This window comes from Streptomyces sp. NPDC018610 (assembly GCF_044391765.1).
Taxonomy (GTDB): Bacteria; Actinomycetota; Actinomycetes; order Streptomycetales; family Streptomycetaceae; genus Streptomyces.
The window spans coordinates 284,291-307,205 of the sequence record NZ_JBISAL010000002.1 but is presented as its reverse complement, the minus strand read 5'-3'; the positions used below and the strand labels follow the sequence as shown (position 1 = coordinate 307,205).

Here is a 22,915-nt window from a genome sequence, read left to right as displayed (position 1 = left end):
GCCGTGCTCGACAGGCGGCCACCGCCGCGCGGACGCGGCCACAGGACAACCCGCAGCCAACGACGAACGAGAGGCCCCCATGAGCCGCCGTACCGCCGTCCGCGGCGGTCTCGTCATCACCGCCGCAGACGAGATCCACGCCGACATCCTCATCGAGGACGGCCGCATCGCCGCCCTCGCCGCCACCGGCACCCCCGCCGCCGAGGCCCTCACCGCCGAACACACCATCGACGCCACGGGGAAGTACGTGATCCCGGGCGGCGTGGACGGACACACCCACATGGAGATGCCGTTCGGCGGCACCTACGCCTCCGACACCTTCGAGACCGGCACCCGCGCCGCTGCCTGGGGCGGCACGACCACCATCGTGGACTTCGCCGTCCAGTCCAAGGGCGGAGCCCTCCGCGAGGGCCTGGACGCCTGGCACGCCAAGGCCGAGGGCAACTGCGCCATCGACTACGGCTTCCACATGATCGTCTCCGACGTGACCGAGGAGACGCTGAAGGAGATGGACCTCCTCGTCGAGGAGGGCGTGACCTCGTTCAAGCAGTTCATGGCCTATCCGGGGGTCTTCTACAGCGACGACGGCCAGATCCTGCGCGCCATGCAGCGCGCCGCCGGCAACGGCGGGCTGATCATGATGCACGCCGAGAACGGCATCGCCATCGACGTCCTGGTCGAACAGGCCCTCGCCCGCGGCGAGACCGACCCGCGCCATCACGGTGAGGTCCGCAAGGCGCTGCTGGAGGCCGAGGCCACCCACCGGGCGATCCGGCTCGCGCAGGTGGCGGGCGCGCCGCTGTACGTCGTGCACGTCTCGGCGCGCGAGGCGGTCGCCGAACTGGTCCGGGCCCGCGACGAGGGACTGCCCGTCTTCGGCGAGACCTGCCCGCAGTACCTCTTCCTGTCCACCGACAACCTCGCCGAGCCCGGCTTCGAGGGCGCGAAATACGTGTGCAGCACACCCCTGCGCCCCAGGGAGCACCAGGCGGCCCTGTGGCGGGGCCTGAGGAGCGACGACCTCCAGGTGGTCTCCACCGACCACTGCCCCTTCTGCTTCAGCGGGCAGAAGGAACTGGGCCGCGGCGACTTCTCCAGGATCCCCAACGGGATGCCGGGGGTGGAGAACCGCATGGACCTGCTCCACCAGGCCGTCGTCGACGGGCACATCTCCCGCCGCCGCTGGATCGAGATCGCCTGCGCCGCCCCGGCCCGGATGTTCGGCCTCTACCCGAAGAAGGGCACCATCGCCCCCGGCGCCGACGCCGACGTGGTGATCTACGACCCGCACGCCGAGCAGGTCATCTCCGCCGAGACCCACCACATGAACGTCGACTACTCGGCGTACGAGGGCCGGCGGATCACCGGCCGGGTGGAGACCGTGTTCTCGCGCGGCGAGGCCGTCATCACCGGCCGGGAGTACACCGGACGCGCCGGACACGGCGTTTACACCCCTCGCGCCACCTGCCAGCACCTCGACTAGGAGCGACGCCCATGGACTTCGGACTCGTCCTGCAGACCGACCCGCCGGCCTCGCGCGTCGTCGAGCTGATGCAGCGCGCCGAACGCAACGGCTTCGGCTACGGCTGGACCTTCGACTCCGCCGTGCTGTGGCAGGAACCGTTCGTCATCCACAGCCAGATCCTCGCCCACACCGAGAGACTGACGGTCGGGCCGATGGTCACCAACCCGGGCACCCGCACCTGGGAGGTCACCGCCTCCACCTTCGCCACCCTCAACGACATGTTCGGCAACCGCACCGTCTGCGGCATCGGCCGCGGCGACTCCGCCATGCGCGTCGCCGGCCGCCGGCCCGACACCCTGGCCCGGATCAGCGAGGCCATGAAGGTGATCCGGTCCCTGGGCAGGGGAGAGGAGGCCGACCTCGGCGGCACGGTGGTGAGGTTCCCCTGGGTGCGGCCGGGCGCCGAACTCCCCGTCTGGATGGCCGCGTACGGGCCCAAGGCGCTGCGGATGACCGGCGAGGAGGCCGACGGGTTCATCCTCCAGCTCGCCGACCTCTACCTGACCCAGTACATGGTCAAGGCGGTGAAGGACGCGGCCGCGCAGGCCGGGCGGGACCCCTCGGAGGTGACGGTCTGCGTCGCCGCCCCCGCCTACGTCACCGCCGACGACTCGCCCGAGGCGCTCGCCCACGCCCGCGAGCAGTGCCGCTGGTTCGGCGGCATGGTCGGCAACCACGTCGCCGACCTCGTCGCCCGCTACGGCGAGCACTCCGCCGCCGTGCCCGAGGAACTCACCGACTACGTCAAGGCACGCCAGGGCTACGACTACGCCCACCACGGGCGCAGCGGCAATCCGGACACCCGGTTCGTGCCCGACGAGATCGTCGACCGGTTCTGCCTGATCGGACCGGTCGAGGCGCACATCGAGAAGCTGACCGCGCTGCGCGAGCTGGGTGTGGACCAGTTCGCCGTGTACGCCATGCACGACGCGCGGGAAGCCGTGATCGACGCGTACGGCCAAGAGGTCATCCCCGTCGTCAACTCCTGAACCACCGGTCCCGATCCGAATGGGCTGCCCATGACCGACACCGCATCCCCGGGCATACCACCGTCCGCCCAGGTCACCCTCGCCGACGGGCGGGTGGAGATCGCCCCCGGCACCGAGCCGCCCAGCGGCCCCTACGCCAACGCGGACCTGCTGCCGGTCCCCGTCGCGCGGCGCACCTGGACGACGTACAACTTCTCCGCGCTGTGGGTCGGCATGGCTCACAACACGGCCTCCTGGACCCTCGCCTCCGGTCTGATCGCCGTCGGCATGGACTGGAAACAGGCGGTGTTCACCATCGCCGTGGCCAATGTGATCGTGCTCGTCCCGATGCTGCTCACCGGGCACGCCGGGCCGAAGTACGGCATCCCCTTCCCCGTGTTCGCCCGCGCCTCCTTCGGGGTGCGCGGGGCCAACCTGCCCGCCGTCGTACGGGCGCTGGTGGCGTGCGGCTGGTTCGGCATCCAGACCTGGATCGGCGGCGAGGCGATCTACTTCCTGGCCGGGAAGCTGATCGGCGACGGCTGGGCGAACGCCGCCGAGGTGGGCGGGTACGCCTGGACGATGTGGCTGTCGTTCGCGATCTTCTGGGTGGTCCAGGTGGCCGTCATCCACCGGGGCATGGAGACGATCCGGCGGTTCGAGAACTGGGCGGCGCCGTTCGTGCTCGTCGGCGCGTTCGTGATGCTGGCCTGGATGAGCGTGAAGGCGGGGGGCCTCGGCCCCCTGTTCGACCAGCCGTCCGAGCTCGGCTGGGGGGCCCACTTCTGGAAGCTGTTCGCGCCCTCCCTCATGGGCATGATCGGCTTCTGGTCCACGCTGTCGCTGAACATCCCCGACTTCACCCGCTACGGGAAGAGCCAGCGGGCGCAGACCCGGGGCCAGGCGCTCGGCCTGCCCACGACGATGACCCTGTTCGCGTTCCTGTCCGTGCTGGTCACCTCCGGCTCCCAGGCCGTCTACGGCGAAGCGGTCTGGGACCCGGTGCAGCTGGCGGCGAAGACGGACAACACCGTCGGGCTGCTGTACGCGCTGGTGACCGTGCTGATCGCGACCCTGTCGGTGAACATCGCCGCCAACCTGGTCTCCCCGGCGTTCGACTTCTCCAACATCGCTCCGCGCAAGGTGAGTTTCCGCACCGGCGCGCTGATCACCGCCGTCCTCGCCGTGGTCATCTGCCCGTGGAAGCTCTACTCCGATCCACAGGGCTACATCTTCACCTGGCTGGGCCTGGTCGGCGGCCTCCTCGGCACGGTCGCCGGCATCCTCGTCGCCGACTACTGGATCCTCCGGCGCACCCGGCTCGACCTGGCGGACCTGTACCGCGCCGGCGGGCGGTACTGGTACACGGGCGGCTGGAACCGGCGGGCCGTCGTGGCCTTCGTGGCGGGCGGTGTGCTCGCCGTCGGCGGCGCGGACTTCCACCCGCTGATCGACGGCCGCCCGATCCCGGCCCTCGAGCCGCTGGCCGACTACGGCTGGGCGGTGGGCCTGGGCACGTCGTCGCTGCTGTACCTGGCCCTGACGCTCGCCGCGGCCGGGAACCGGCGCCCGACCTGACCGCGGGCCGCGCGCCCCGCCCCGGGCGCGCGGGCCCCGGCCGGTTCAGCCCTGGGCGGCGCCCAGCGCGGCGACGGCCTCCTTGGCGGCCTTGATGGCGCCCTTGTTGATCTCGTCGGTGCCGGGAGCCTTCTTCGTCTCGAAGTCGCTGCCGTTGTAGGTGACGACCACCAGCGCGTTGCCGACCCGGGCCAGCACCACGCCCTCACGCGTCTGCTGCTTGTCCTCGGTCGTCAGGTTCACCACGGAGTACGCTTCGTCGCCGAGCCCGGGCACCGCCCCGCCGCCGCTCTTCTCGGCGGTGCGCTGCTGGTAGGACGTGCGCGCCGCGTCGGCGGACCGCATGATCTCGAAGGACACGTCGAGCCAGCGGTAGTCGTAACCCTTGAGCGCGTTCCACGAGCAGGTACGGCGCACCTGCTCGTCCGTCGACGGGATCTCCTTGCCCGCCGTCTTCGCGCCAGGCACGAGGGAGCTGAGGGTCTTGGCGGCCACGGCGGCGCACGGCTTCGGCGCGGACGTGTACGTCTGCGCCGCCGCGGCCGGCGACGTGGAGGCGGACGGCCCGGCGGAGGAGGACAAGGACTCGGCGCCGGCCGTGCGGGTCTCCTGCCCGGCGGCCCGGTGTTCGCCGGCGGGGGACGCCGCGAACGGCCCGGACGTCAGCGCCCAGCCCGTGCAGGCGAGGACGAGGACCGGGCTGAGCCGCGCGGTGAGCGCGAGCGGCAGGGGGAATTCACGCACGGCGCACTTCTCGTGTGGGGGGGGGTGGATGATGCGGAGGGCGTCCACACTGCGGACGGGACGCCAGTGTCACACGAGTGTCTGTGGGGCGGAAGTGCCAACTCGCTCCGTACCCGGACGATTACCGGAGCGCGTCGCGGGTGCGCCGTTCGCCCTCTTGTGTCCGGGGTGCCGTGTTCGAGGTGCTGTGCCCGGGGCGCCCTCTCCCGGGCCGCTGAGGGGCCGGGCCGTGGAGCCCGCCGCCCGTCCGTGACCGGCGCCCCGCACCGCCCGTTCTCCGCCCCGTACGGTCCGTCGCCGCTACGGCACCCGCGCCGTCCACTCCGGCGAGCCGAACTTCGTCCGCGCCAGCTCCCGCGCCCGGGCCAGCTCCTCGTCCGTGACCTTCCCCTGGGACAGGCCGTAGCGGCCGCGGAAGGAGTCGACCATCCGCTCGATGACGGCCTCGCGCGGAAGGCCCGTCTGCCGGCGCAGCGGGTCCACCCGCTTCTTCGCGCTCTTCGTGCCCTTGTCGGACAGCTTCTCCCGCCCGATCCGCAGCACCTCGACCATCTTGTCCGCGTCGATGTCGTAGGACATGGTCACGTGGTGCAGCACCGCGCCGGGCCGGCCCGCCGGGCCGACGATCCGCTTCTGCGCGGCCCCCGCGATCTTGCCCTGGTCGGTGGCGATGTCGTTGAGCGGCTGGTACCAGGCCCGGATCCCCATGTCGCCGAGGGCGCCGAGCACCCAGTCGTCGAGGTAGGCGTAGCTGTCCTGGAAGGACAGGCCCTGCACCAGCGCCTCGGGCACCGACAGGGAGTACGTGATCGTGTTGCCGGGCTCGACGAACATCGCGCCGCCGCCGGAGATCCGGCGCACCACCTCGACGCCGTGCCGGGCGGCGCCCCCGGCGTCCACCTCGTTGCGCAGCGACTGGAAGCTGCCGATGATCACGGCGGGGGCGCCCCACTCCCACACCCTGAGGGTGGGCGGGCGCAGACCGGCGGCGACCTGGGACGTCAGCACCTCGTCCAGCGCCATGTGCAGGGCGGGGGACTGCGGGCCCTCGTGGATCAGCTGCCAGTCGTAGTCCGTCCAGTCGGCCGCGTGCGCCAGCGCGCGGCGCACCGCGACGGCCACGCCCTCGCTGGTCAGCCCGTACATCACCGTGCCCTCGGGCAGCGCGGCGTCGACGCGGGCGGCGAGCCCGGCCGCGTCGGTGTCCGCCGGGGCGCCCTCCAGCGCGGCGTTCACCGCCTCCAGCGCCTCGTCCGGCTCCAGGAAGAAGTCCCCCGCCACCCGCACGTGCCGCAGCACGCCGTCCTCGACGTCCACGTCCACGACGACGAGCTTGCCGCCGGGCACCTTGTACTCACCGTGCACTGCCAGGGCCTCCGTTCCTGCCGCACCGGTCAACGCCCGGAACGGCCGGGGTGTTCCCGTGCCTCCCCGGGAACAGTCGGGGCAAAGGCCTGGTCACGGGCGCCGCCGTGAGGGGACGGCGGCGGCGCTGCGCCGGCCGGCCGGGTCCCCGGGGCCGGCCACACGGCCGGGGGCGAGCCGCGTCACGCCTTGAGGCTGTTCGGGGGAAAAGGCGCGGGGCCCCGGTGTGTTCGGCGCCCGCCCGACGTCCGCCGCTGCCATTCTGGCCGCGACAATTCGGCACCATTACGGGCGAAAGGCTGGTCGAGTGAAGCTCACCAAGCGATGTGTTGCGATGACCGCCGGCGCGATCACGGCGATTCTGTTCAGCGCCGGGGCCGCCCAGGCTCAGAGCGAGGGGGGTCTCCTGCCGCTTCTGGGCACGAAGTCGCTGCTGCAGGCCCCCTATCGGATGGCTCAGGACACCCAGGACGCCGGCAACAACAATAACAACAACAATAACAACAACGCCGGTGGTGTGAACAACAACAACAATAACAACAACAACGGCCGGGGGCCGAACACCAACACCAACACCAATAACAACAACGTCCTCGGCGGCTCCCGGGACCGCAATTCCGGTCTGCTCTCCGTTCTGGGGATCGGGCCGTTCATCCAGGTCTGTCAGCCGACGGGACAGGCCGCTCGCGGGAACAACACCTTCACCGGCAGCCAGAACATCAACTGCCAGTTCAGCTGAGGCGCGTTTCGGGTTCGCCGCCGCGGAGCCTCAGCCCCGCTCGGGAAGGTGAAGCTTACGGGCGGCTTCGTGTCGGCTGTGCACGCCGAGTTTCGCCAGTACCGCTCCCACGTGATGCCCCGCGGTCTTGGGGCTGATGTACAGGCGGGCGGCGATCTCGGCGTCCGACAGACCCTCGTTGAGCAGTTTCAGGACGTCCATCTCCCGGTTGGTGAGACGGTACGGATTGGCCTGGGTGGCCGCCCGCGGGCCGCGCCGGACCGGGCGCACACCACGGGCGCGCATCAGGGCGCGGGTGTGCGCCACGGCCGGCCGTGCGCCCAGGGCCTCGAAGGCGGCCAGGGCCTGGCGCAGCGCGGGCCCGTCGCCCGACAGGCGGGCCAGCGCGGCCTCGTACGGGCAGCCGAGCCGGTCCCATCGTGCCGCGGCGCCGGCCCAGTCGCCGGCCAGCTCCAGCGCGTACGGGCCGGCCGCCGTCACCTGGGGGACCTCCCCTCCGGAGCGGCGGATCCAGCAGGCCAGCGGCCCGGACAGCCACGGATGGGTGCGGTCCTCCAACGCGGCCAGGGCACGGTGGGCCTCGGCCCGCGACAACTGGTGGTCACCGGCGAGCCACGCGGCCTCGACCCGGGCCTCCCAGCCCAGACCCGTGTTCACCAGGCAGTCCGCGTCGACCAGGCTCGACGCCTCTTCCAGCAGCGGCCATGCCGGTGACCTGCCCTGGCGTGCCCGCACCAGCGCCAGGACGGTCAGGGCCATGGCCCGGACGACCGGCGGTGCGCCGGGGTGGACCCGGAGGTGCTGTGCGGCATCGGCGGCCTGGGGCCACGCTCCGCGGTTCAGCAGTCCCCAACCGCCCCAGGCTCTCGTCCACAGAAGGTAGGACAGCAGATCGCGATCGAGGCAGTAGGCCTCGGCCCGGCTCACGGCCTCGGTCGTACGGGCGGCATCCCGCCGCAGGGCGGCCAGCCAGCACATGACGAGCGCCAGGAAGCCCGCGTCCAGGGGTAGATCCTCCGCCATCGCGGTGGACACCGCCCGCTCGCACTCCTCCCAGCCGCGCCCTTCGCTCAGCATGCGGGCCGCCGCGGCGTGGAAGCGCGCCTGGACGAGCACCCCGTCGTCGCCGAAACGCTCGCCCAGCGCGATGGCCTTCTCGGCATGGGAGGCGGCCACGGCGGCGCCCTCGTGCCGGTAGCAGGCCAGTTGGCAGAGGTTCACATAGGCGCGGGCCAGTTCCCGGCTCGGCGCCGGCCCTTCGAGCACCCGCACCGCTTCCAGGCCTTCGTAACCGGCCTCGGTGGTCCGCCCGGCCGGCCACAGCCAGTTCGACAGCCATCGCAGATCCTCGCCCTCGCCCAGCCGGTCGCCCAGCGAACGACGCAGCCCCACCGCCGTACGGAGCGAGGCGATCCCCTCGTCCAGCCGGCCCGACAGCAGACACGCCCGCGCATGGCCCTCCAACAGAGCGGCCCGCCGGTCGGGCAGCAGGCGGTCGGCGTACCGCAGGGCCCGGGCGTACTGGGCGGCGGCTGTCCGGTGTGCCCCCGAGAAGACAGCGTGTGCGGCCGCCGCCGGCGCGTAGTCCAGGACGGCGCCCGCGTCCCCGGCGCCCTCGGCGTGATCGGCCAGCAGCGCCAGGCCGTCCGCGGCGACCGGGCCGGACCGCGTCGCCGCCAGCACCTGCCGGTGGACGCGCAGCCGGTGGGCGGCGGGGACGCCCTCCAGCACCGCCAGTCGCGTCAGTTCGTGCCGGAACTCGGTCACTCGCCCGTCGGTGCGCACTATTCCGCAGGCCACGGCCTCCTGGAGGGGTTCGTCCGGGGCCGGCAGGACCTCGGCCGGCAGCCGCAGCGACGCCCGGTGCCCCAGGACGGCCAGCGTGTCGACGACGCCGCGCGCCGCGGGCGAGAGGCCTGCCAGACGGCCGGCCACCGCCTCGCGCACGGTGGCGGGAATGGGCTCGGCGGGGGCGGCCAGGATCTCCGTGACGAGGAACGGATTGCCGGCGGAGACGTGATAGAGCTGCTCGGGATCGACGGCATGTCCGCCGGCCAGCCGGGCGACGGCGCGGCGACTCAACGGGGCCAGGTCCCGGCGGTACACCGATGGGTGTCCGGCCAGGGTGCCGAGGAGCGCCGCCAGGCCGTGGGAGCGGCCGATCTCGTCGTCGCGGTAGGTGGCCAGCACCAGCGCCGGAACGTTCGGCAGGCGCCGGGCCAGGTAGCGCAGCAGGTCCATCGTGGCCTCGTCGGCCCAGTGGATGTCCTCCACGACCAACAGGCTGGGACAGGCGCCGAGGTCGGCGAGCAGGCAGTCGAAGACCTCGTCGGCCCGGCAGGTTCCGGTCAGCGTGCCCGTCAGGGTGCTGCGCACCGCCTGGCCCAGGCGTGGGGCCAGGTCCGTCAGCGGGCCCAGGGGACGGGGTGTGGCCAGCGGGTCGCAGGCGCCGATCAGGATCCGGATCCGGGGATCGGCCCACTGGGCGAGGCGGTGGATGACGGTCGTCTTGCCGATACCGGCCTCACCGCGTACGAGGACCAGACGCCCAGGGCCACTGACGGCAGCCTGTAGGTGACCGGCGAGGTCCTGGAGCACGGCCTCTCGCTCTAGTAGCTCCATCGCCAGCCAGTCTCCCTCCCCGGCCGGAGCCTCGCAAAAGATCCACCTCCGGCCGGGAAGGGTGCGCCGGCGGGGGCGGGGCCCTGACCGCCTTCGACGGCTCGTGGGGTATGCCGGGCGGGACGTGGGGCGTACGCCGACGGAACCTGGGGCGTTCGCCCGATGTGCCCTGTGCCACCGCAGCGCATGCTGGCCGAAGAGTTCCGCGCCCCGGAATGCCGCGTCGGCGGCATCAATCGGCGGCGGATCCCAGACGAAACTCCGGGACTCGATCCGAACGGGCTCTGAAACGACCGGGTCCGAACCCAAGGGACAGGGAAAAGATCATGTCGAAGTCTTACGCGAAGCGCGCGGCGCTGCTGGCCGCCTCGGCTGCCCTGGCCGCAGGAGGCGCCCTGGCCCCCTCGGCCGCCTCCGCCGCCCCGGCGACCCCCACGGGCACCCACGCCACGGCACCGAACGACAACGGCGGAAACAACAACAACAATAACAACAACAACGGCGGACGGGGCGGAAACAACAACAACAATAACAACAACAACGGCGGACGGGGCGGAAACAACAACAACAATAACAACAACAACGGCGGACGGGGCGGGAACAACAACAACAATAACAACAACAACGGCGGACGGGGCGGGAACAACAACAACAATAACAACAACAACGGCGGACGAGGCGGAAACAACAACAACAATAACAACAACAACGGCGGACGAGGCGGAAACAACAACAACAACAACAACAACAACGGCGGACGGGGCGGGAACAACAACAACAATAACAACAACAACGGCGGACGAGGCGGGAACAACAACAACAACAATAACAACAACGGCGGGGGCGGGAACAACAACAACAATAACAACAACAACGGCGGACAAGGCGGGAACAACAACAACAATAACAACAACGGCGGGGGCGGGAACAACAACAACAACAATAACAACAACAACAACGGCGGAGGTGGGAACAACAACAACAACAATAACAACAACGGCGGAGGCGGGAACAACAACAATAACAACAACAACGGCTGAACTTCGGGTCCGGCGGGCCGGGTGTGTATTCCCTGGCCGCCGGACTCCGGCGTGCCTGCTCCGAGGTGTGCCGGCAGGCGGACCCAGTTCATTCGGCATGTGTGCGGTGAGACGATTGAGGAAAAGAGTCGCGTGGAAGCATGGCATCAGGTACGCGGTTGCCTGCTGTATGGCGGCCGGCGCCTGGGGTGCCTCGGAGGGCAATGCGGGCGCCGCGTCGCAGGAATCGCAGACCCTCGCCGTCAAGTCGGAAACCCGGTGCTACGCAACGACTGATCACCCGGATGTCGTGGTGTGCTACCGCATTTCGTACAAGGCAGAATTCCGGCACCGCGAACTGGTCTATGTCCCTCGTCTGATTCAGGTGCCCACCCCTCCGCACCCTCCATCAGTGGCTCTCGTCAAGAGCCTGAGCGACATTCGCCCGGCATGAACGGGCCCGAGGGCGACGGTCCTCGTGGCAGTGGCGGAACATGAGACGGGTCACGCGATCGCCGCTGTCGGTGTGCGGCGCCCGGAACCTGGGGATGATGCGGCCCAAGACGATCGGCAGCATGCCGGAGGATTCGGACAGAGGGGGACCTTGGCGCGCACCTCCCGGGCGAGCGGACCCGTGTTCACCACCCGCCCCACCCTCCAGGGCACCTTCGGGATGGTGTCCTCCACCCATTGGCTGGCCTCGCAGTCGGCGATGGCCGTACTGGAGGACGGCGGCAACGCCTACGACGCCGCCGTGGCCGGCGCCTTCGTCCTGCACGTCGTCGAGCCGCATCTCAACGGGCCGGCCGGCGAGGCGCCCATCCTGCTCGCCCCCGCGGACGGCGCGGTGCGGACGCTGTGCGGGCAGGGAGTCGCGCCGGCCGGGGCGACGGTCGCCCACTACCGGGGACTGGGCCTGGACCTGGTGCCCGGCACCGGACCCCTGGCCGCCGCGGTGCCCGGCGCCTTCGACGCCTGGTTGCTCCTGCTGCGCGACCACGGCACGAAGACCCTCGACGACGTCCTGAAGTACGCCGTCGGATACGCCGAGCACGGCCACCCGCCCGTCGAACTCCTCGGCGCGACCGTCGAGACCGTACGGGAACTGTTCGAGACCGAGTGGACGTCCTCCGCCGAGGTCTACCTGCCCGGCGGCCACGCGCCTCGCCCCGGACGCCCGCACCGCAACCCCGCGCTCGCCGCCACCTGGAAACGGCTGCTCGCCGAGACCGCGGGCGCCGGCGACCGCGAGGCGCGCATCGACGCCGCGCGCGAGGTGTGGCGCACCGGCTTCATCGCCGAGGCCCTCGTCCGGCAGGCCGGCCGCCCCACCATGGACACCAGCGGCGAGCGCCACACCGGCACCCTCACCGCCGCCGACCTCGCGGACTGGTCCGCGTGTCACGAGGCCCCGGCGACGTACGACTGGAACGGCTGGACCGTGTGCAAGGCGGGCCCCTGGAGCCAGGGCCCGGTCTTCCTCCAGCAACTCGCCCTGCTCCCGCCGGAACTGCCCGCCCACGGGTCCGCCGACTACGTGCACCTGCTGATCGAGGGCTGCAAACTCGCCATGGCCGACCGGGAGGCCTGGTACGGCGACGCCGCCGAAGTCCCGCTGGCGGAACTGCTGTCGGCCGAGTACAACGCCGAGCGCCGTCGGCTCGTCGACGGCAAGGCCTCCCGCGAGCTGCGGCCCGGCAGCCCCGGCGGACGCGCCCCGCGGCTGAGCGCGCACGCCCGCCGGGCAGTCACCGAGGCGGCGCGGTACGGCGCCCCCGGCGCCGGCGAGCCCACGGTGGCCAAACCGCCGACCTCCCCGGTGCCCGGGGAACCGGCGGTCACCCAAGACGGCGGCACCCGGGGCGACACCTGCCACCTCGATGTCGTCGACCGCTGGGGCAACATGGTCTCCGCCACACCCAGCGGAGGTTGGCTCCAGTCCAACCCCGTCGTGCCCGAACTGGGCTTTCCGCTCGGCACCCGGCTGCAGATGACCTGGCTGGAGGAGGGACTGCCCAACTCGCTGACGCCCGGCCGCCGCCCGCGTACCACCCTCAGCCCGACGATCGCGCTGCGCGACGGCGTGCCCGTCCTGGCCTTCGGCACACCCGGAGGCGACCAGCAGGACCAGTGGCAGCTGCACTTCTTCCTGGCCGTCGCCCTGCGCGCCGCCGTCCGCGGCGGACTCGACCTCCAAGGCGCCGTCGACGCACCGAACTGGCACAACGACAGCTTCACCGGATCGTTCTTCCCGCGCGGCATGCGCCCGGGTTCCGTCACCGTCGAGAGCCGCACCGACCCCGCGACCCTCGCCGAACTGCGTCGCCGTGGCCACGACGTGACGGTCGGCGACCCGTGGTCGGAGGGCCGCCTCTGCGCGGTCGCCCGCGACCCCGCGACCGGCATCCTGTCGGCGGCGGCCAACCCGCGCGGCATGCAGGGGTACGCGGTCGGCCGCTGAGGCGTCCGGACGGGCCGGCGCCGTAGGCGCCCGCCTCCGGCGACGCCGGGAGTTCACGCCGATTCCATCCGGAATGCACCCAGGAGGCGGGCGTTGTCACAGGTCCGTGCTCTCATGGAGTCATGATCGAAGAGACGGAAACCATCGAAGAGTTTCTCGAGCACCGCTCGGCCGACGTGGAGGAGGCGGTCCGCAAGGCCGCCGCGGCCGAGATCATGCCCCGCTTCCGCCGGCTCGCGGCGCACGAGGTCGACCAGAAGTCCGGGCCGCACGACCTGGTGACGGACGCCGACCGACTGGCCGAGCGCTACCTCACCGACACGCTCGGCGCGCTGCTGCCCGGCTCGGTCGTGGTCGGCGAGGAGGCGGTGCACGCCGACCCGGCGGTCTACGACGCCCTGCGCGGCGACGCCCCGGTCTGGATCGTCGACCCCGTGGACGGCACCCGCCAGTTCGTGCACGGCGACCCGGGCTTCTGCACCCTGGTCTGCCTCGCCCGGCGCGGAGTCCTGCTGGCCTCTTGGACGTACGCTCCCGCCCTCGGCCGGATGGCCACCGCCGTACGGGGCCGGGGCGCCTTCCTCGACGGACGGCCGCTGCGCTGCGGCACTCCCGAACCGGGCCGCCCCTTGCGGGTGGCCCACTCGCACCCCGACTACACCACGGACGAGCAGAAGCGGACCCTGCTCGGCCTGCGGCGCGACGGGGTCGACCCGCGCGCCTGCGGCTCGGCCGGCCTCGAGTACCTCGCCCTCGCCCTCGGCGAGTCGGACGCCACCGCCTTCAGCTGGGAGGCGGCCTGGGACCACGCGGCGGGCCTGCTGCTGGTCGAGGAGGCGGGCGGGGCCCACGTGACCCTGAGCGGTGCGCCGTTCCGGATCACCGGGGGCAACTCCCTGCCGTTCACGGCGGCACGGGACGCGGCGACCGCGCGACGCGTGATCGGCTTCCTCGCGGAGCCGGCCGGAGAGGTTCAGGTCCCCGCCGCGGGATGAGCGCCGCGGCCTTCCGCAGCGGAGGCGGCCGGGGCCCTTCACCGGGGCCTGGGTGCCCCGCTGTCGGCCCGGCGGCATATCCTGAGCCCCAGTGGCCATCGGCTGACGAAGGGGTCCCATGGTGCCGTCGATGCTCGATGCGGTCGTGGTGGGTGCGGGGCCGAACGGACTGACCGCCGCCGTGGAACTGGCCCGGCGCGGCTTCTCCGTGGCCGTCTTCGAGGCCCGCGGCACCGTGGGCGGCGGTGCCCGCACCGAGGAACTCACCCTCCCCGGCTTCCGGCACGACCCCTGCTCCGCCGCCCACCCCCTCGGCGTCAACTCGCCCGCCTTCCGCGCCTTGCCGCTGGAGCGCCACGGCCTCGAGTGGCTCCAACCCGAGCTGCCCATGGCGCACCCCTTCCCGGACGGCACCGCGGCGGTCCTGGCCCGCTCCGTCACCGAGACGGCCGCCTCCTTCGGGCCGCGCGACGCGGGCGCGTACCGCAGACTGGTCGAGCCGTTCCTGCCCCGATGGGACACCCTGGTCCGCGACTTCATGTCGCTGCCGCTGACCGCGCTGCCGCGCGACCCGGTCACCCTCGCCCGCTTCGGCCTCGCCGGCCTGCCGCCCTCCACCTGGCTGATGCGCCGCTTCCGCGACGAACGGGCCAAGGCCCTGTTCGCCGGCCTGGTCGCCCACGTCATGGCCCCCCTGAACGGCTTCGCCACCGGCGCCGTCGGCCTGGTCTTCGCCCTGGCCGCGCACGCCCGCGGCTGGCCGCTGGCCCGCGGCGGCTCGCAGGCGATCTCCGACGCCCTCGCCGGGTACCTGAAGGAGCTCGGCGGCGCCGTGCACACCGATTACGAGGTCAAACGCCTGGACGACCTGCCGCCGGCGCGGGCGTACGTCTTCGACACCTCGCCCACCGCCCTCGCCCGCATCGCCGGTCTCGGCCGGTACTACGACGGCTTCCGGTACGGCCCCGGCGTCTTCAAGATCGACTACGCGCTGGACGGCCCCGTCCCGTGGACCGCCGAGGAACCCCGCACCGCCGGCACCGTGCAGATCGGCGCCGACAGCGCCGAGATCGGCGCCGCGCTGAACGCCGCCTCCCGCGAGGGCCGCGCACCCGAGAGACCCTTCCTCATCACGGTCCAGCCCAGCGTCGTCGACCCCACCCGCGCCCCGGCCGGCAAGCACGTCTTCTGGGCCTACGGCCATGTCCCCAACGGCTGGACCGGCGACCTCACCGACGCCGTCGAACGCCAGCTGGAGCGCTACGCCCCCGGATTCCGCGACCGGATCCTCGCCCGTGCCACCGCCGGCCCGCCCGAACTGGCCGCCCGCAACGCCAACTACGTCGGCGGCGACATCGCCACCGGCTCGGTCGCGGGACTCCGGATTCTGCTGCGGCCCAGACCGACCCTGTTCCCGTACCACACCCCGCACCCGGCCGTCTTCATCTGCTCCTCGGCCACCCCGCCCGGTCCCGGAGTGCACGGCATGTCGGGGCACAACGCGGCGAAGGCCGTCTGGCGAAGGCTGCGGCAGACATGAGCGCCGCGATCACCTTCGTCCAGGGCGACATCACCCGCGAGCGCGTCGACGCGATCGTCAACGCCGCCAACTCCTCGCTGCTCGGCGGGGGAGGGGTCGACGGCGCGATCCACCGCCGGGGCGGCCCCGCCGTCCTCGCCGAGTGCCGCGCCCTGCGCGCCTCCAGATACGGCAGGGGCCTGCCCACCGGCCGGGCCGTCGCGACCACGGCGGGCGAACTGGACGCCCGCTGGGTGATCCACACGGTCGGCCCGGTCTGGTCGGCGAGCGAGGACCGCTCGGAGCTGCTGGCCTCCTGCTACCGCGAGTCGCTGCGCGTCGCCGACGAACTGGGCGCCCGCACGGTCGCCTTCCCGGCGATCTCGACCGGCGTCTACCGCTGGCCGCTGGACGACGCGGCCCGTATCGCCCTGCGGGCCGTGCGGGAGACCGAGACGGCCGTCGAAGAGGCCCGCTTCGTCCTGTTCGACGCCCGCGCCTACACGGCCTTCAGCACCCAGCCCGCCTGACCCTCGCCCGGGCGTGCGCCCGCATCGGTCCGGGCGCCCGCACCGCCGCCAGCGGCTCGACCGCCCCGAGCATCCGCTCGTGTCGCGGCGAGCGTCCCGTCCCCCTGGCGCCGGGGGGGCCGGGCCCGCTGGGCGGGTCGACCCCCCAGGTCGGCCGACGTCCATGTCGGATTCCCGCCAGCCCCGGGGCCGGCCCGTGCCCGATGCTGGAGGCATGCAGAACGGGATGCACACCGACCGGGACCGCTGCGTGCGCGCCGTCCAGTCCAAGGACGCCCGCTTCGACGGCTGGTTCTTCACCGCCGTCCTGACCACCCGCATCTACTGCCGACCCAGCTGCCCCGTGGTGCCGCCCAAGCCCGAGAACATGGTCTTCCACCCCAGCGCCGCCGCCTGCCAGCAGGCCGGGTTCAGGGCCTGCAAACGCTGCCGGCCCGACACCAGCCCCGGCTCCCCGGAGTGGGACCGGCGCGCCGATGTCGTGGCCCGCGCCATGCGGCTGATCGCCGACGGCGTCGTGGACCGTGACGGCGTGCCCGGCCTCGCCGCCCGCCTCGGCTACAGCACCCGCCAGATCGAACGCCAGCTCCTCGCCGAACTCGGCGCCGGACCGCTCGCGCTCGCCCGCGCCCAGCGCGCCCAGACCGCCCGGTTGCTGATCGAGACCACCGCCCTGCCGATGGCGGAGATCGCCTTCGCCGCCGGCTTCTCCTCCATCCGCGCCTTCAACGACACCGTGCGCGAGGTCTTCGCGCTGTCGCCCGGCGAACTGCGCACCCGCGCCCCCAAGCAGCCCGTCCCCGCCGGCCCAGGGCGGCAGCCCACGGCATCCGGACCCCACCCCGGCGCCCCCGGCGCCATCTCCCTGCGCCTGCCCTTCCGCGCGCCCCTCAACCCGGACAACCTCTTCGGCCACCTCGCGGCCACCGCCGTCCCCGGCGTCGAGGAATGGCGTGACGGGGCGTACCGACGCACCCTGCGACTGCCCCACGGCCCCGGCATCGCCGCGCTGACCCCGAAGCCGGACCACGTGGCCTGCCGGCTCACCCTCGCCGACCTGCGCGACCTGCCCGTGGCCATCAGCCGCTGCCGCCGCCTGCTCGACCTGGACGCCGACCCGGTCGCCGTCGACGACCAGCTGCGCACCGACCCCGTCCTCGCACCCCTGGTCGACAAGGCCCCGGGCCGGCGCGTGCCGCGCACGGTGGACGAGGCCGAGTTCGCCGTACGGGCCGTACTCGGCCAGCAGGTCTCCACGGCCGCCGCCCGCACGCACGCGGCCCGCCTGGTCACCGCGTACGGCGAACCGGTCGACGATCCCGACGGCGGCCTCACCCACCTCTTCCCCACCCCCGAGGCGCTGGCCGCCGTCGACCCCGAGACCCTGGCGATGCCCCGCACCCGGCGCACCACCTTCACCACTCTGGTCCGCGAACTGGCCGATGGCGGCGTCCACTTGGGAGTGGAGAGCGACTGGCAGGAGGCGCGCTCCCGGCTGCTGTCCCTGCCCGGCTTCGGGCCCTGGACGGTCGACGTCATCGCCATGCGCGCCCTCGGCGACCCCGACGCCTTCCTCGCCACCGACCTAGGCATCAGACGCGCGGCGGCCGAACTGGGCCTGCCCGCCACTCCCGCGGCCCTCACCGCGCGTGCGGCGGCCTGGCGACCCTGGCGCGCCTACGCCGTGCAGTACCTGTGGGCCACCGACAGCCACCCGATCAACTTCCTGCCCGTCTGAGGACGTTCCCCATGAAGCAGCACACCGTCATCGACAGCCCCTACGGCCCGCTCACCCTCGTCGCCGACGAAGGCGTCCTGTGCGGCCTCTACATGAGCGGTCAGCGCCACCGGCCGCCCGAGGAGACGTTCGGCGAAGCCGCCCGCACGGCCGCCTTCGACGAGGCGGAGGAGCAGCTGGAGGCCTACTTCCGCGGCGGGTTGAAGGACTTCGCCGTCGAACTGCGCCTGAACGGCACCCCGTTCCAGCGCCGCGTGTGGGACCAGCTGCGCCGGATCCCCTACGGCGAGACCCGCTCGTACGGCGAACTGGCCGACGCCCTCGGTGCACCGGGCGCCTCCCGCGCCGTGGGCCTCGCCAACGGCCGCAACCCCGTCGGCATCATCGTCCCCTGCCACCGTGTGGTGGGCGCGAAGGGCGCCCTGACCGGCTACGGCGGCGGCCTGGACCGCAAGAAGCGCCTCCTGGACCTGGAGAGCGGAGCGGGCCTCTTCTGAGGTCTCGTCCGGAGCGGGCCGGGTCAGGGCAGGTCCCGCGAGCCCGGCCCGATCCAGAAGAGAGGTCCTAGCCCCGTACGTCCGCCGCGGGGTGGAACCTGCTCAGTGCCCACACGATGACGAGGTCGAGGGTCATCACGATGATCGACCACACCGGGTAGTACGGGACGAACATGAACTGGGTGATCAGGCTGATACCCGCCAGCACGATGCCGGCCGCCCGTCCCCAGCTCTTGCCGGCCAGGATGCCCGCGCCGGCGGCGACCAGCGCCACTCCGAGCACGAGGTGCAGCCAACCCCAGGCGGTCAGGTCGAACCGGTACACGTAGCCGGGCGGGGAGAACAGGGTGTCGTGCGCGATGCCGGTGATCCCCAGGAGGACGCTGAGCGGACCACTCAGCATCAGGATCGCCCCGGCGAACATGGACGCGCCGTCGATCCGTTCGGCGCCGCCGGGCCCCCGCTGCCCTGGCCGCACCTGGCCGGGTGTCGTTGCCATGGCCATGCCTTCCTGTCGGGCGAGGCCGCCGGGGCGCACGGACCGTGCGAGGCGCACCACGCTCCCTTGTCAGCCTGACCGCGATTCCCCGGCGCCGCGACCGGAGCCCGGCGGGGCGGGGACGCGGGCGGTGCGCGGATTCCAGGTCCGGGGCGGGCCCCCCGCTGCTACGGTCCCGCCATGGTCAAGGTCACAGTCTCGCTCGACGCCGAACTCGCCGTCGAGGTCATGGTGCTCGCGGGTGTGGGCAGCCCCCAGGACGCCGTCGAGCCGGCCGTCCGCGACCACATGGCGCGCGGCCACCGCACGGAGGCCAGGGCCGCCGCGCGTGACGACGCGCTGCGCGAGGTGGACGGCAAGCCCCGCGATGTCGAGGGCTGACGCCCGGTCCGCCGGTCAGCCGGCCCGGTGGCCGTTCTCCAGTTCCGCCGTGCCCGCGCCGTCGTCGAGCACGGCGAGGGCCGCCAGCACGCGGCGGCCGGAGGCGCCCGGCAGATGGGCGGCGAGCTCGTCGCGGCCGACCAGACGCCAGGACAGCAGCTCCTCCTCCTGGAGCCGGATCGCCTTCAGGTCCTCCTCGGCCAGGACGCCACCGTCGAAGAGGTACGCCACCAGCGGCGGCCGGCCGGCGCCCGGCACCCAGTCGACGGCGAGCAGCCGGCCCAGATCACGGTCGAGCCCGATCTCCTCCAGGGTCTCGCGACGCGCGCCCTCGCGCGGGCTCTCGCCCGTGTCGGACTCGATCGTGCCGCCCGGCAGCGTCCAGCCGTCCCGGTAGTTCGGCTCGACGAGCAGCACCCGCCCCCGCTCGTCGCGGAAGAGCGCGGCGGCGGCGGCGAGGACACGGGGCAGCCCCGCGATGTACGTGGCGTAGTCCGGGATGTCTGGAGTGCTCATCCTCGAAGGGTATCCAGCCACGCCCCCCGACCCACCTCTCCCGCCGGTCCGCGCGCTGCCCGCGCTTCTCAGGGGGCGGGCGGGGCATGACGGCGGGGGCGGTCGCCGGTTATGGTCGCAGCGGCGCGACTGGCCCCCGTGTGCGGGGCCCGGAGAGCAAGGGGAACGCAAGGTGGCGGACGCTGCAGTGCACGGCACCCGTGGGGTGCTGATTGCCGCGGACAAGTTCAAGGGCTCGCTGACGGCCGTGCAGGTCGCCGAGCGGGTGACGGCCGGGCTGCGCCGGGTCGTGCCGGACGTGGAGGTGGAGGCGCTGCCGGTCGCCGACGGCGGTGACGGCACCGTGGACGCGGCGGTCGCCGCGGGCTTCGAGCGCCGGGAGGTACGGGTCGCCGGTCCCCTCGGCGACGAGGTGACGGCCGCGTTCGCGCTGCGCGGCGACACGGCGGTCGTGGAGATGGCCGAGGCCAGCGGGTTGCAGCGGCTTCCGGAGGGTGTCTTCGCGCCGCTCACGGCGTCGACGTACGGCTCCGGCGAGCTGCTGCGGGCCGCGCTGGACGCGGGGGCGCGGACGATCGTGTTCGGCGTCGGCGGGAGCGCGTCCACCGACGGCGGCGCGGGCATGCTGGCCGCGCTGGGGGCCCGGTTCCGCACCGCGGCCGGGGAGCCGGTCACGCCCGGTGGCGGCGGGCTCGCGGAACTCGCGCACGCGGACCTGTCCGGACTGGACGCACGGCTCGCCTCGGTCGAGTTCGTGCTCGCCAGCGACGTCGACAATCCGCTGACCGGGCCGAAGGGCGCCCCGGCGGTCTACGGGCCGCAGAAGGGCGCCTCGCCGGACGACGTGGCGGCGCTGGACGCGGCGCTCGCGCACTACGCGAAGGTCCTGGAGGAGGCGATCGGGCCCCGGGCCGCGGAGTACGCGGCCTCGCCCGGGGCCGGCGCGGCGGGTGGCATCGGGTACGGGGCGCTGATCCTCGGGGCGCGGTTCCGGGCCGGGATCGAGGTCATGCTCGACGTGCTCGGATTCGCGCCGGCGCTGGAGCGGGCGTCGCTGGTGATCACGGGGGAGGGCTCGCTCGACGAGCAGACGCTGCACGGGAAGGCCCCGGCCGGGGTCGCGGCCGCCGCGCGGGCGGCGGGCAGGGAGGTCGTGGCGGTGTGCGGGCGGCTGGCGCTGCCGGCGGAGGAGCTGGGGCGGGCCGGGATCCGGCGGGCGTATCCGCTGACGTCCGTCGAGCCGGACGTCGCGCGGTGCATCGCGGACGCGGGCCCGATCCTGGAGCGGGTCGCGGAGCGGATCGCCCGCGACTTCCTGAGCTGAGCCGGGGCTGAGCGCCGGGGGTGTTCGCCCCCGCCGCTCCTTCCCTTCCCCGTCCCTGGAGGCTGCCGCCCCCCGACCCCCGCATCGGCCTCAATGACCTCGTCCTCAATCGCCGGACGGGCTGGTGGGGGCGCGGGTGGGGGAAGGGCGCTTTGCCCCCAGGGGACGGCCCCGGGGGCCCCGCACCGATCCCGTACGCCGCCCTCCGCGCCGTACATGCAGAAGGGCCCCGGACCGAACCGGTCCGGGGCCCCACTCGGCGGAGTGTCACGGCAGCTGGGCCGCGCGCGCCTCACGCCGGTTGTCGCGGAAGTTGTTCACCCGGCGGGCCGTGGCGAACAGCGGGATCACCGCGCCCATGACCAGCTGCAGCGCACAGCCGGTCTGCAGGAGCAGCTGGCCGCTGGGGGCGTCGAACGCCCACCCGGCCAGCAGCCCCATCGACAGCACGATCCAGGCGAGCATCGCGCCCGCGAGCCGGCCGCGCGGCTTGGGGTACTCCACGCGGCTCACCATCAGCCACGCCGTGCCCAGGATGGCCAGCAGCGTCGCCACGAAGGGCAGCTCCAGCAGCACGATGGACACCACGGTCAGCGCTCCGAAGGGCGAGGGCATGCCCTGGAACATGCCGTCCTTCAGCGTCACGCAGGAGAATCTCGCGAGCCGCAGCACCACCGCCAGCAGCACCACGATCGCGCCCAGCGCGGCCATCCTCTGGTGCGCGTCGTCGGCGACCATGCCGTAGACGAGCACGAAGTACGCCGGCGCCAGACCGAAGCTGATCAGGTCCGAGAGGTTGTCCAGCTCGGCGCCCATGGGGGAGGAGCGCAGCTTGCGGGCCACCAGACCGTCGAACAGGTCGAAGACCGCCGCGCACAGCATCAGGATGACCGCCGTGGCGGCGCTGTGCCGGGCCATGCCGTTCTCCTGGCTCCCGGTGAGGTGCGGGATCAGGATGCCGGTGGTGGTGAAGTACACGGCCATGAAGCCGCAGGTCGCGTTGCCCAGGGTGAGGGTGTCCGCTATCGACAGGCGGAGCGAGAGGGGCATCTCCTCCTCGTCGTCCAGCTCGTCGGCCTCGGGCACCCAGCCGGCCTGGGTGTCGGGATCAATCACGGTCAATGCGAGTCACCCCCGCCACGGTCTTCTGGCCGACCTCGACCGCGACCTCCACGCCCTCGGGCAGGTACAGGTCGACACGCGAGCCGAAGCGGATCAGACCGACCCGCTCGCCCTGCTCGACCTTGGTGCCCGACGGGATGTAGGGGACGATGCGGCGGGCGACGGCGCCGGCGATCTGGATCATCTCGATGTCACCGAGCTCGGTGTCGAAATGCCAGACGACCCGCTCGTTGTTCTCGCTCTCCTTGTTGAACGCCGGAACGAACCCACCGGGGATGTGCTCCACCGAGGTGACCGTGCCGGCGAGCGGGGCGCGGTTCACGTGCACGTTCAGCGGGCTCATGAAGATGGCGACGCGGGTCCGGCCGTCCTTCCACGGCATGATGCTCTGCACCACACCGTCGGCGGGCGAGATGACCCGGCCCTGGGTGATCTCGCGCTCGGGGTCGCGGAAGAACCACAGCATCCCCGCCGCGAGCGCGGTGGCGGGAACGGCTACGGCCTTGGCCACTCCCGAGCGGCGGGAGCGGACCAGGCTGACGGCTGCGGTGGCGACGGTCGGCAGAAGCCACGGCGATGCTCCGCGCGCGAGGCGTACGCCGGCGAGGCTGTCGCGAGGTGCAGAGGTTTGGCTGTGGGGCATGGATGACCTTCGTAGCGGATGATGCCGCGCTTTCGACGGGGGACGGCGGCTTTCCGCGATCGTAGCGGTTAAGGACCACAACTGGGTAAGCCGGGAAGCCGAGTCGGCAGCCGGGACCCGCTGACGGGGT

20 protein-coding genes are annotated in these 22,915 nt (G+C 72.7%); 13 read left to right on the top strand and 7 right to left on the bottom strand.

Features of this window, described 5'->3' with window-relative positions:
* Window positions 1-79 precede the first annotated feature (79 nt).
* Genes hydA through ACH5A8_RS06765 form a run of 3 tightly spaced genes read left to right on the top strand, consistent with a single transcriptional unit; the run spans window position 80 to window position 4,071 of the window.
* Window positions 80-1,483, top strand: coding sequence for a dihydropyrimidinase (gene hydA, locus ACH5A8_RS06775; protein ID WP_398998734.1), 1,404 nt, complete (start codon window positions 80-82; stop codon window positions 1,481-1,483).
* Between the two features lie 11 nt (window positions 1,484-1,494).
* A complete protein-coding gene (locus ACH5A8_RS06770) occupies window positions 1,495-2,514 on the top strand; it encodes a TIGR03842 family LLM class F420-dependent oxidoreductase (RefSeq protein WP_398998731.1) in 1,020 nt (339 codons plus the stop codon).
* Window positions 2,515-2,544: 30 nt separating this feature from the next.
* The gene (locus ACH5A8_RS06765) at window positions 2,545-4,071 is read left to right on the top strand and encodes an NCS1 family nucleobase:cation symporter-1 (RefSeq protein WP_398998729.1); all 1,527 of its coding nucleotides are present in this window, start codon (window positions 2,545-2,547) and stop codon (window positions 4,069-4,071) included.
* Between the two features lie 45 nt (window positions 4,072-4,116).
* On the opposite strand, the gene ACH5A8_RS06760 is transcribed toward ACH5A8_RS06765, so the two are convergent.
* Both ACH5A8_RS06760 and ACH5A8_RS06755 read right to left on the bottom strand, forming a co-directional pair.
* Window positions 4,117-4,815: a hypothetical protein gene (locus ACH5A8_RS06760; RefSeq protein WP_398998727.1), complete on the bottom strand. Its 699-nt coding sequence runs from the start codon at window positions 4,813-4,815 to the stop codon at window positions 4,117-4,119.
* Between the two features lie 300 nt (window positions 4,816-5,115).
* On the bottom strand, window positions 5,116-6,180 hold the full coding sequence (locus ACH5A8_RS06755) for a biotin/lipoate A/B protein ligase family protein (protein ID WP_398998725.1): 1,065 nt from the start codon (window positions 6,178-6,180) through the stop codon (window positions 5,116-5,118).
* Window positions 6,181-6,514: 334 nt separating this feature from the next.
* Between ACH5A8_RS06755 and ACH5A8_RS06750 the strand changes: the two genes are divergently transcribed.
* Window positions 6,515-6,919, top strand: coding sequence for a hypothetical protein (locus ACH5A8_RS06750; RefSeq protein WP_398998723.1), 405 nt, complete (start codon window positions 6,515-6,517; stop codon window positions 6,917-6,919).
* Between the two features lie 30 nt (window positions 6,920-6,949).
* Here ACH5A8_RS06750 and ACH5A8_RS06745 read toward each other — a convergent pair whose 3' ends face one another.
* A complete protein-coding gene (locus ACH5A8_RS06745) occupies window positions 6,950-9,541 on the bottom strand; it encodes an ATP-binding protein (RefSeq protein ID WP_398998721.1) in 2,592 nt (863 codons plus the stop codon).
* A gap of 326 nt (window positions 9,542-9,867) precedes the next feature.
* Between ACH5A8_RS06745 and ACH5A8_RS06740 the strand changes: the two genes are divergently transcribed.
* From ACH5A8_RS06740 to ACH5A8_RS06710, 7 genes are all read left to right on the top strand, one after another.
* Complete coding sequence (locus ACH5A8_RS06740) at window positions 9,868-10,581, top strand: hypothetical protein (RefSeq protein WP_398998718.1); 714 nt, start codon at window positions 9,868-9,870, stop codon at window positions 10,579-10,581.
* 613 nt (window positions 10,582-11,194) lie between these two features.
* Complete coding sequence (locus tag ACH5A8_RS06735; RefSeq protein WP_398999763.1) at window positions 11,195-13,021, top strand: gamma-glutamyltransferase family protein; 1,827 nt, start codon at window positions 11,195-11,197, stop codon at window positions 13,019-13,021.
* A gap of 122 nt (window positions 13,022-13,143) precedes the next feature.
* Window positions 13,144-14,016 (top strand): inositol monophosphatase family protein, encoded by an 873-nt coding sequence (locus ACH5A8_RS06730; RefSeq protein ID WP_398998716.1) that lies wholly within the window; start codon window positions 13,144-13,146, stop codon window positions 14,014-14,016.
* Between the two features lie 130 nt (window positions 14,017-14,146).
* A complete protein-coding gene (locus ACH5A8_RS06725; protein ID WP_398998715.1) occupies window positions 14,147-15,556 on the top strand; it encodes a phytoene desaturase family protein in 1,410 nt (469 codons plus the stop codon).
* Entirely contained in the window at window positions 15,553-16,065 is a 513-nt protein-coding gene (locus tag ACH5A8_RS06720; protein ID WP_398998713.1) for an O-acetyl-ADP-ribose deacetylase, read from the top strand. Before ACH5A8_RS06725 ends, ACH5A8_RS06720 begins: the two co-directional genes overlap by 4 nt.
* 214 nt (window positions 16,066-16,279) lie before the next feature.
* Window positions 16,280-17,803: an AlkA N-terminal domain-containing protein gene (locus tag ACH5A8_RS06715; RefSeq protein WP_398998711.1), complete on the top strand. Its 1,524-nt coding sequence runs from the start codon at window positions 16,280-16,282 to the stop codon at window positions 17,801-17,803.
* Between the two features lie 11 nt (window positions 17,804-17,814).
* Window positions 17,815-18,300 carry a methylated-DNA--[protein]-cysteine S-methyltransferase gene (locus tag ACH5A8_RS06710; protein WP_398998709.1) on the top strand — a complete coding sequence of 162 codons (486 nt, stop codon included), beginning with the start codon at window positions 17,815-17,817 and terminating at the stop codon, window positions 18,298-18,300.
* Window positions 18,301-18,367: 67 nt separating this feature from the next.
* Here the strand turns inward: ACH5A8_RS06710 and ACH5A8_RS06705 are convergent, their stop codons facing one another.
* Window positions 18,368-18,799 carry a hypothetical protein gene (locus ACH5A8_RS06705; RefSeq protein WP_398998707.1) on the bottom strand — a complete coding sequence of 144 codons (432 nt, stop codon included), beginning with the start codon at window positions 18,797-18,799 and terminating at the stop codon, window positions 18,368-18,370.
* A gap of 180 nt (window positions 18,800-18,979) precedes the next feature.
* Between ACH5A8_RS06705 and ACH5A8_RS06700 the strand changes: the two genes are divergently transcribed.
* Complete coding sequence (locus ACH5A8_RS06700) at window positions 18,980-19,180, top strand: DUF2191 domain-containing protein (protein WP_398998705.1); 201 nt, start codon at window positions 18,980-18,982, stop codon at window positions 19,178-19,180.
* A 15-nt stretch (window positions 19,181-19,195) separates the two neighbouring features.
* On the opposite strand, the gene ACH5A8_RS06695 is transcribed toward ACH5A8_RS06700, so the two are convergent.
* On the bottom strand, window positions 19,196-19,696 hold the full coding sequence (locus ACH5A8_RS06695; RefSeq protein WP_398998703.1) for an NUDIX domain-containing protein: 501 nt from the start codon (window positions 19,694-19,696) through the stop codon (window positions 19,196-19,198).
* 187 nt (window positions 19,697-19,883) lie between these two features.
* Here ACH5A8_RS06695 and ACH5A8_RS06690 point away from each other — a divergent pair, with 187 nt between their 5' ends.
* Entirely contained in the window at window positions 19,884-21,020 is a 1,137-nt protein-coding gene (locus ACH5A8_RS06690) for a glycerate kinase (protein ID WP_398999761.1), read from the top strand.
* A 267-nt stretch (window positions 21,021-21,287) separates the two neighbouring features.
* Here ACH5A8_RS06690 and pssA read toward each other — a convergent pair whose 3' ends face one another.
* Window positions 21,288-22,106, bottom strand: coding sequence for a CDP-diacylglycerol--serine O-phosphatidyltransferase (pssA, locus tag ACH5A8_RS06685; RefSeq protein WP_398999759.1), 819 nt, complete (start codon window positions 22,104-22,106; stop codon window positions 21,288-21,290).
* A 22-nt stretch (window positions 22,107-22,128) separates the two neighbouring features.
* Window positions 22,129-22,785, bottom strand: coding sequence for a phosphatidylserine decarboxylase (locus ACH5A8_RS06680; protein ID WP_398998701.1), 657 nt, complete (start codon window positions 22,783-22,785; stop codon window positions 22,129-22,131).
* Window positions 22,786-22,915: the final 130 nt, after the last annotated feature.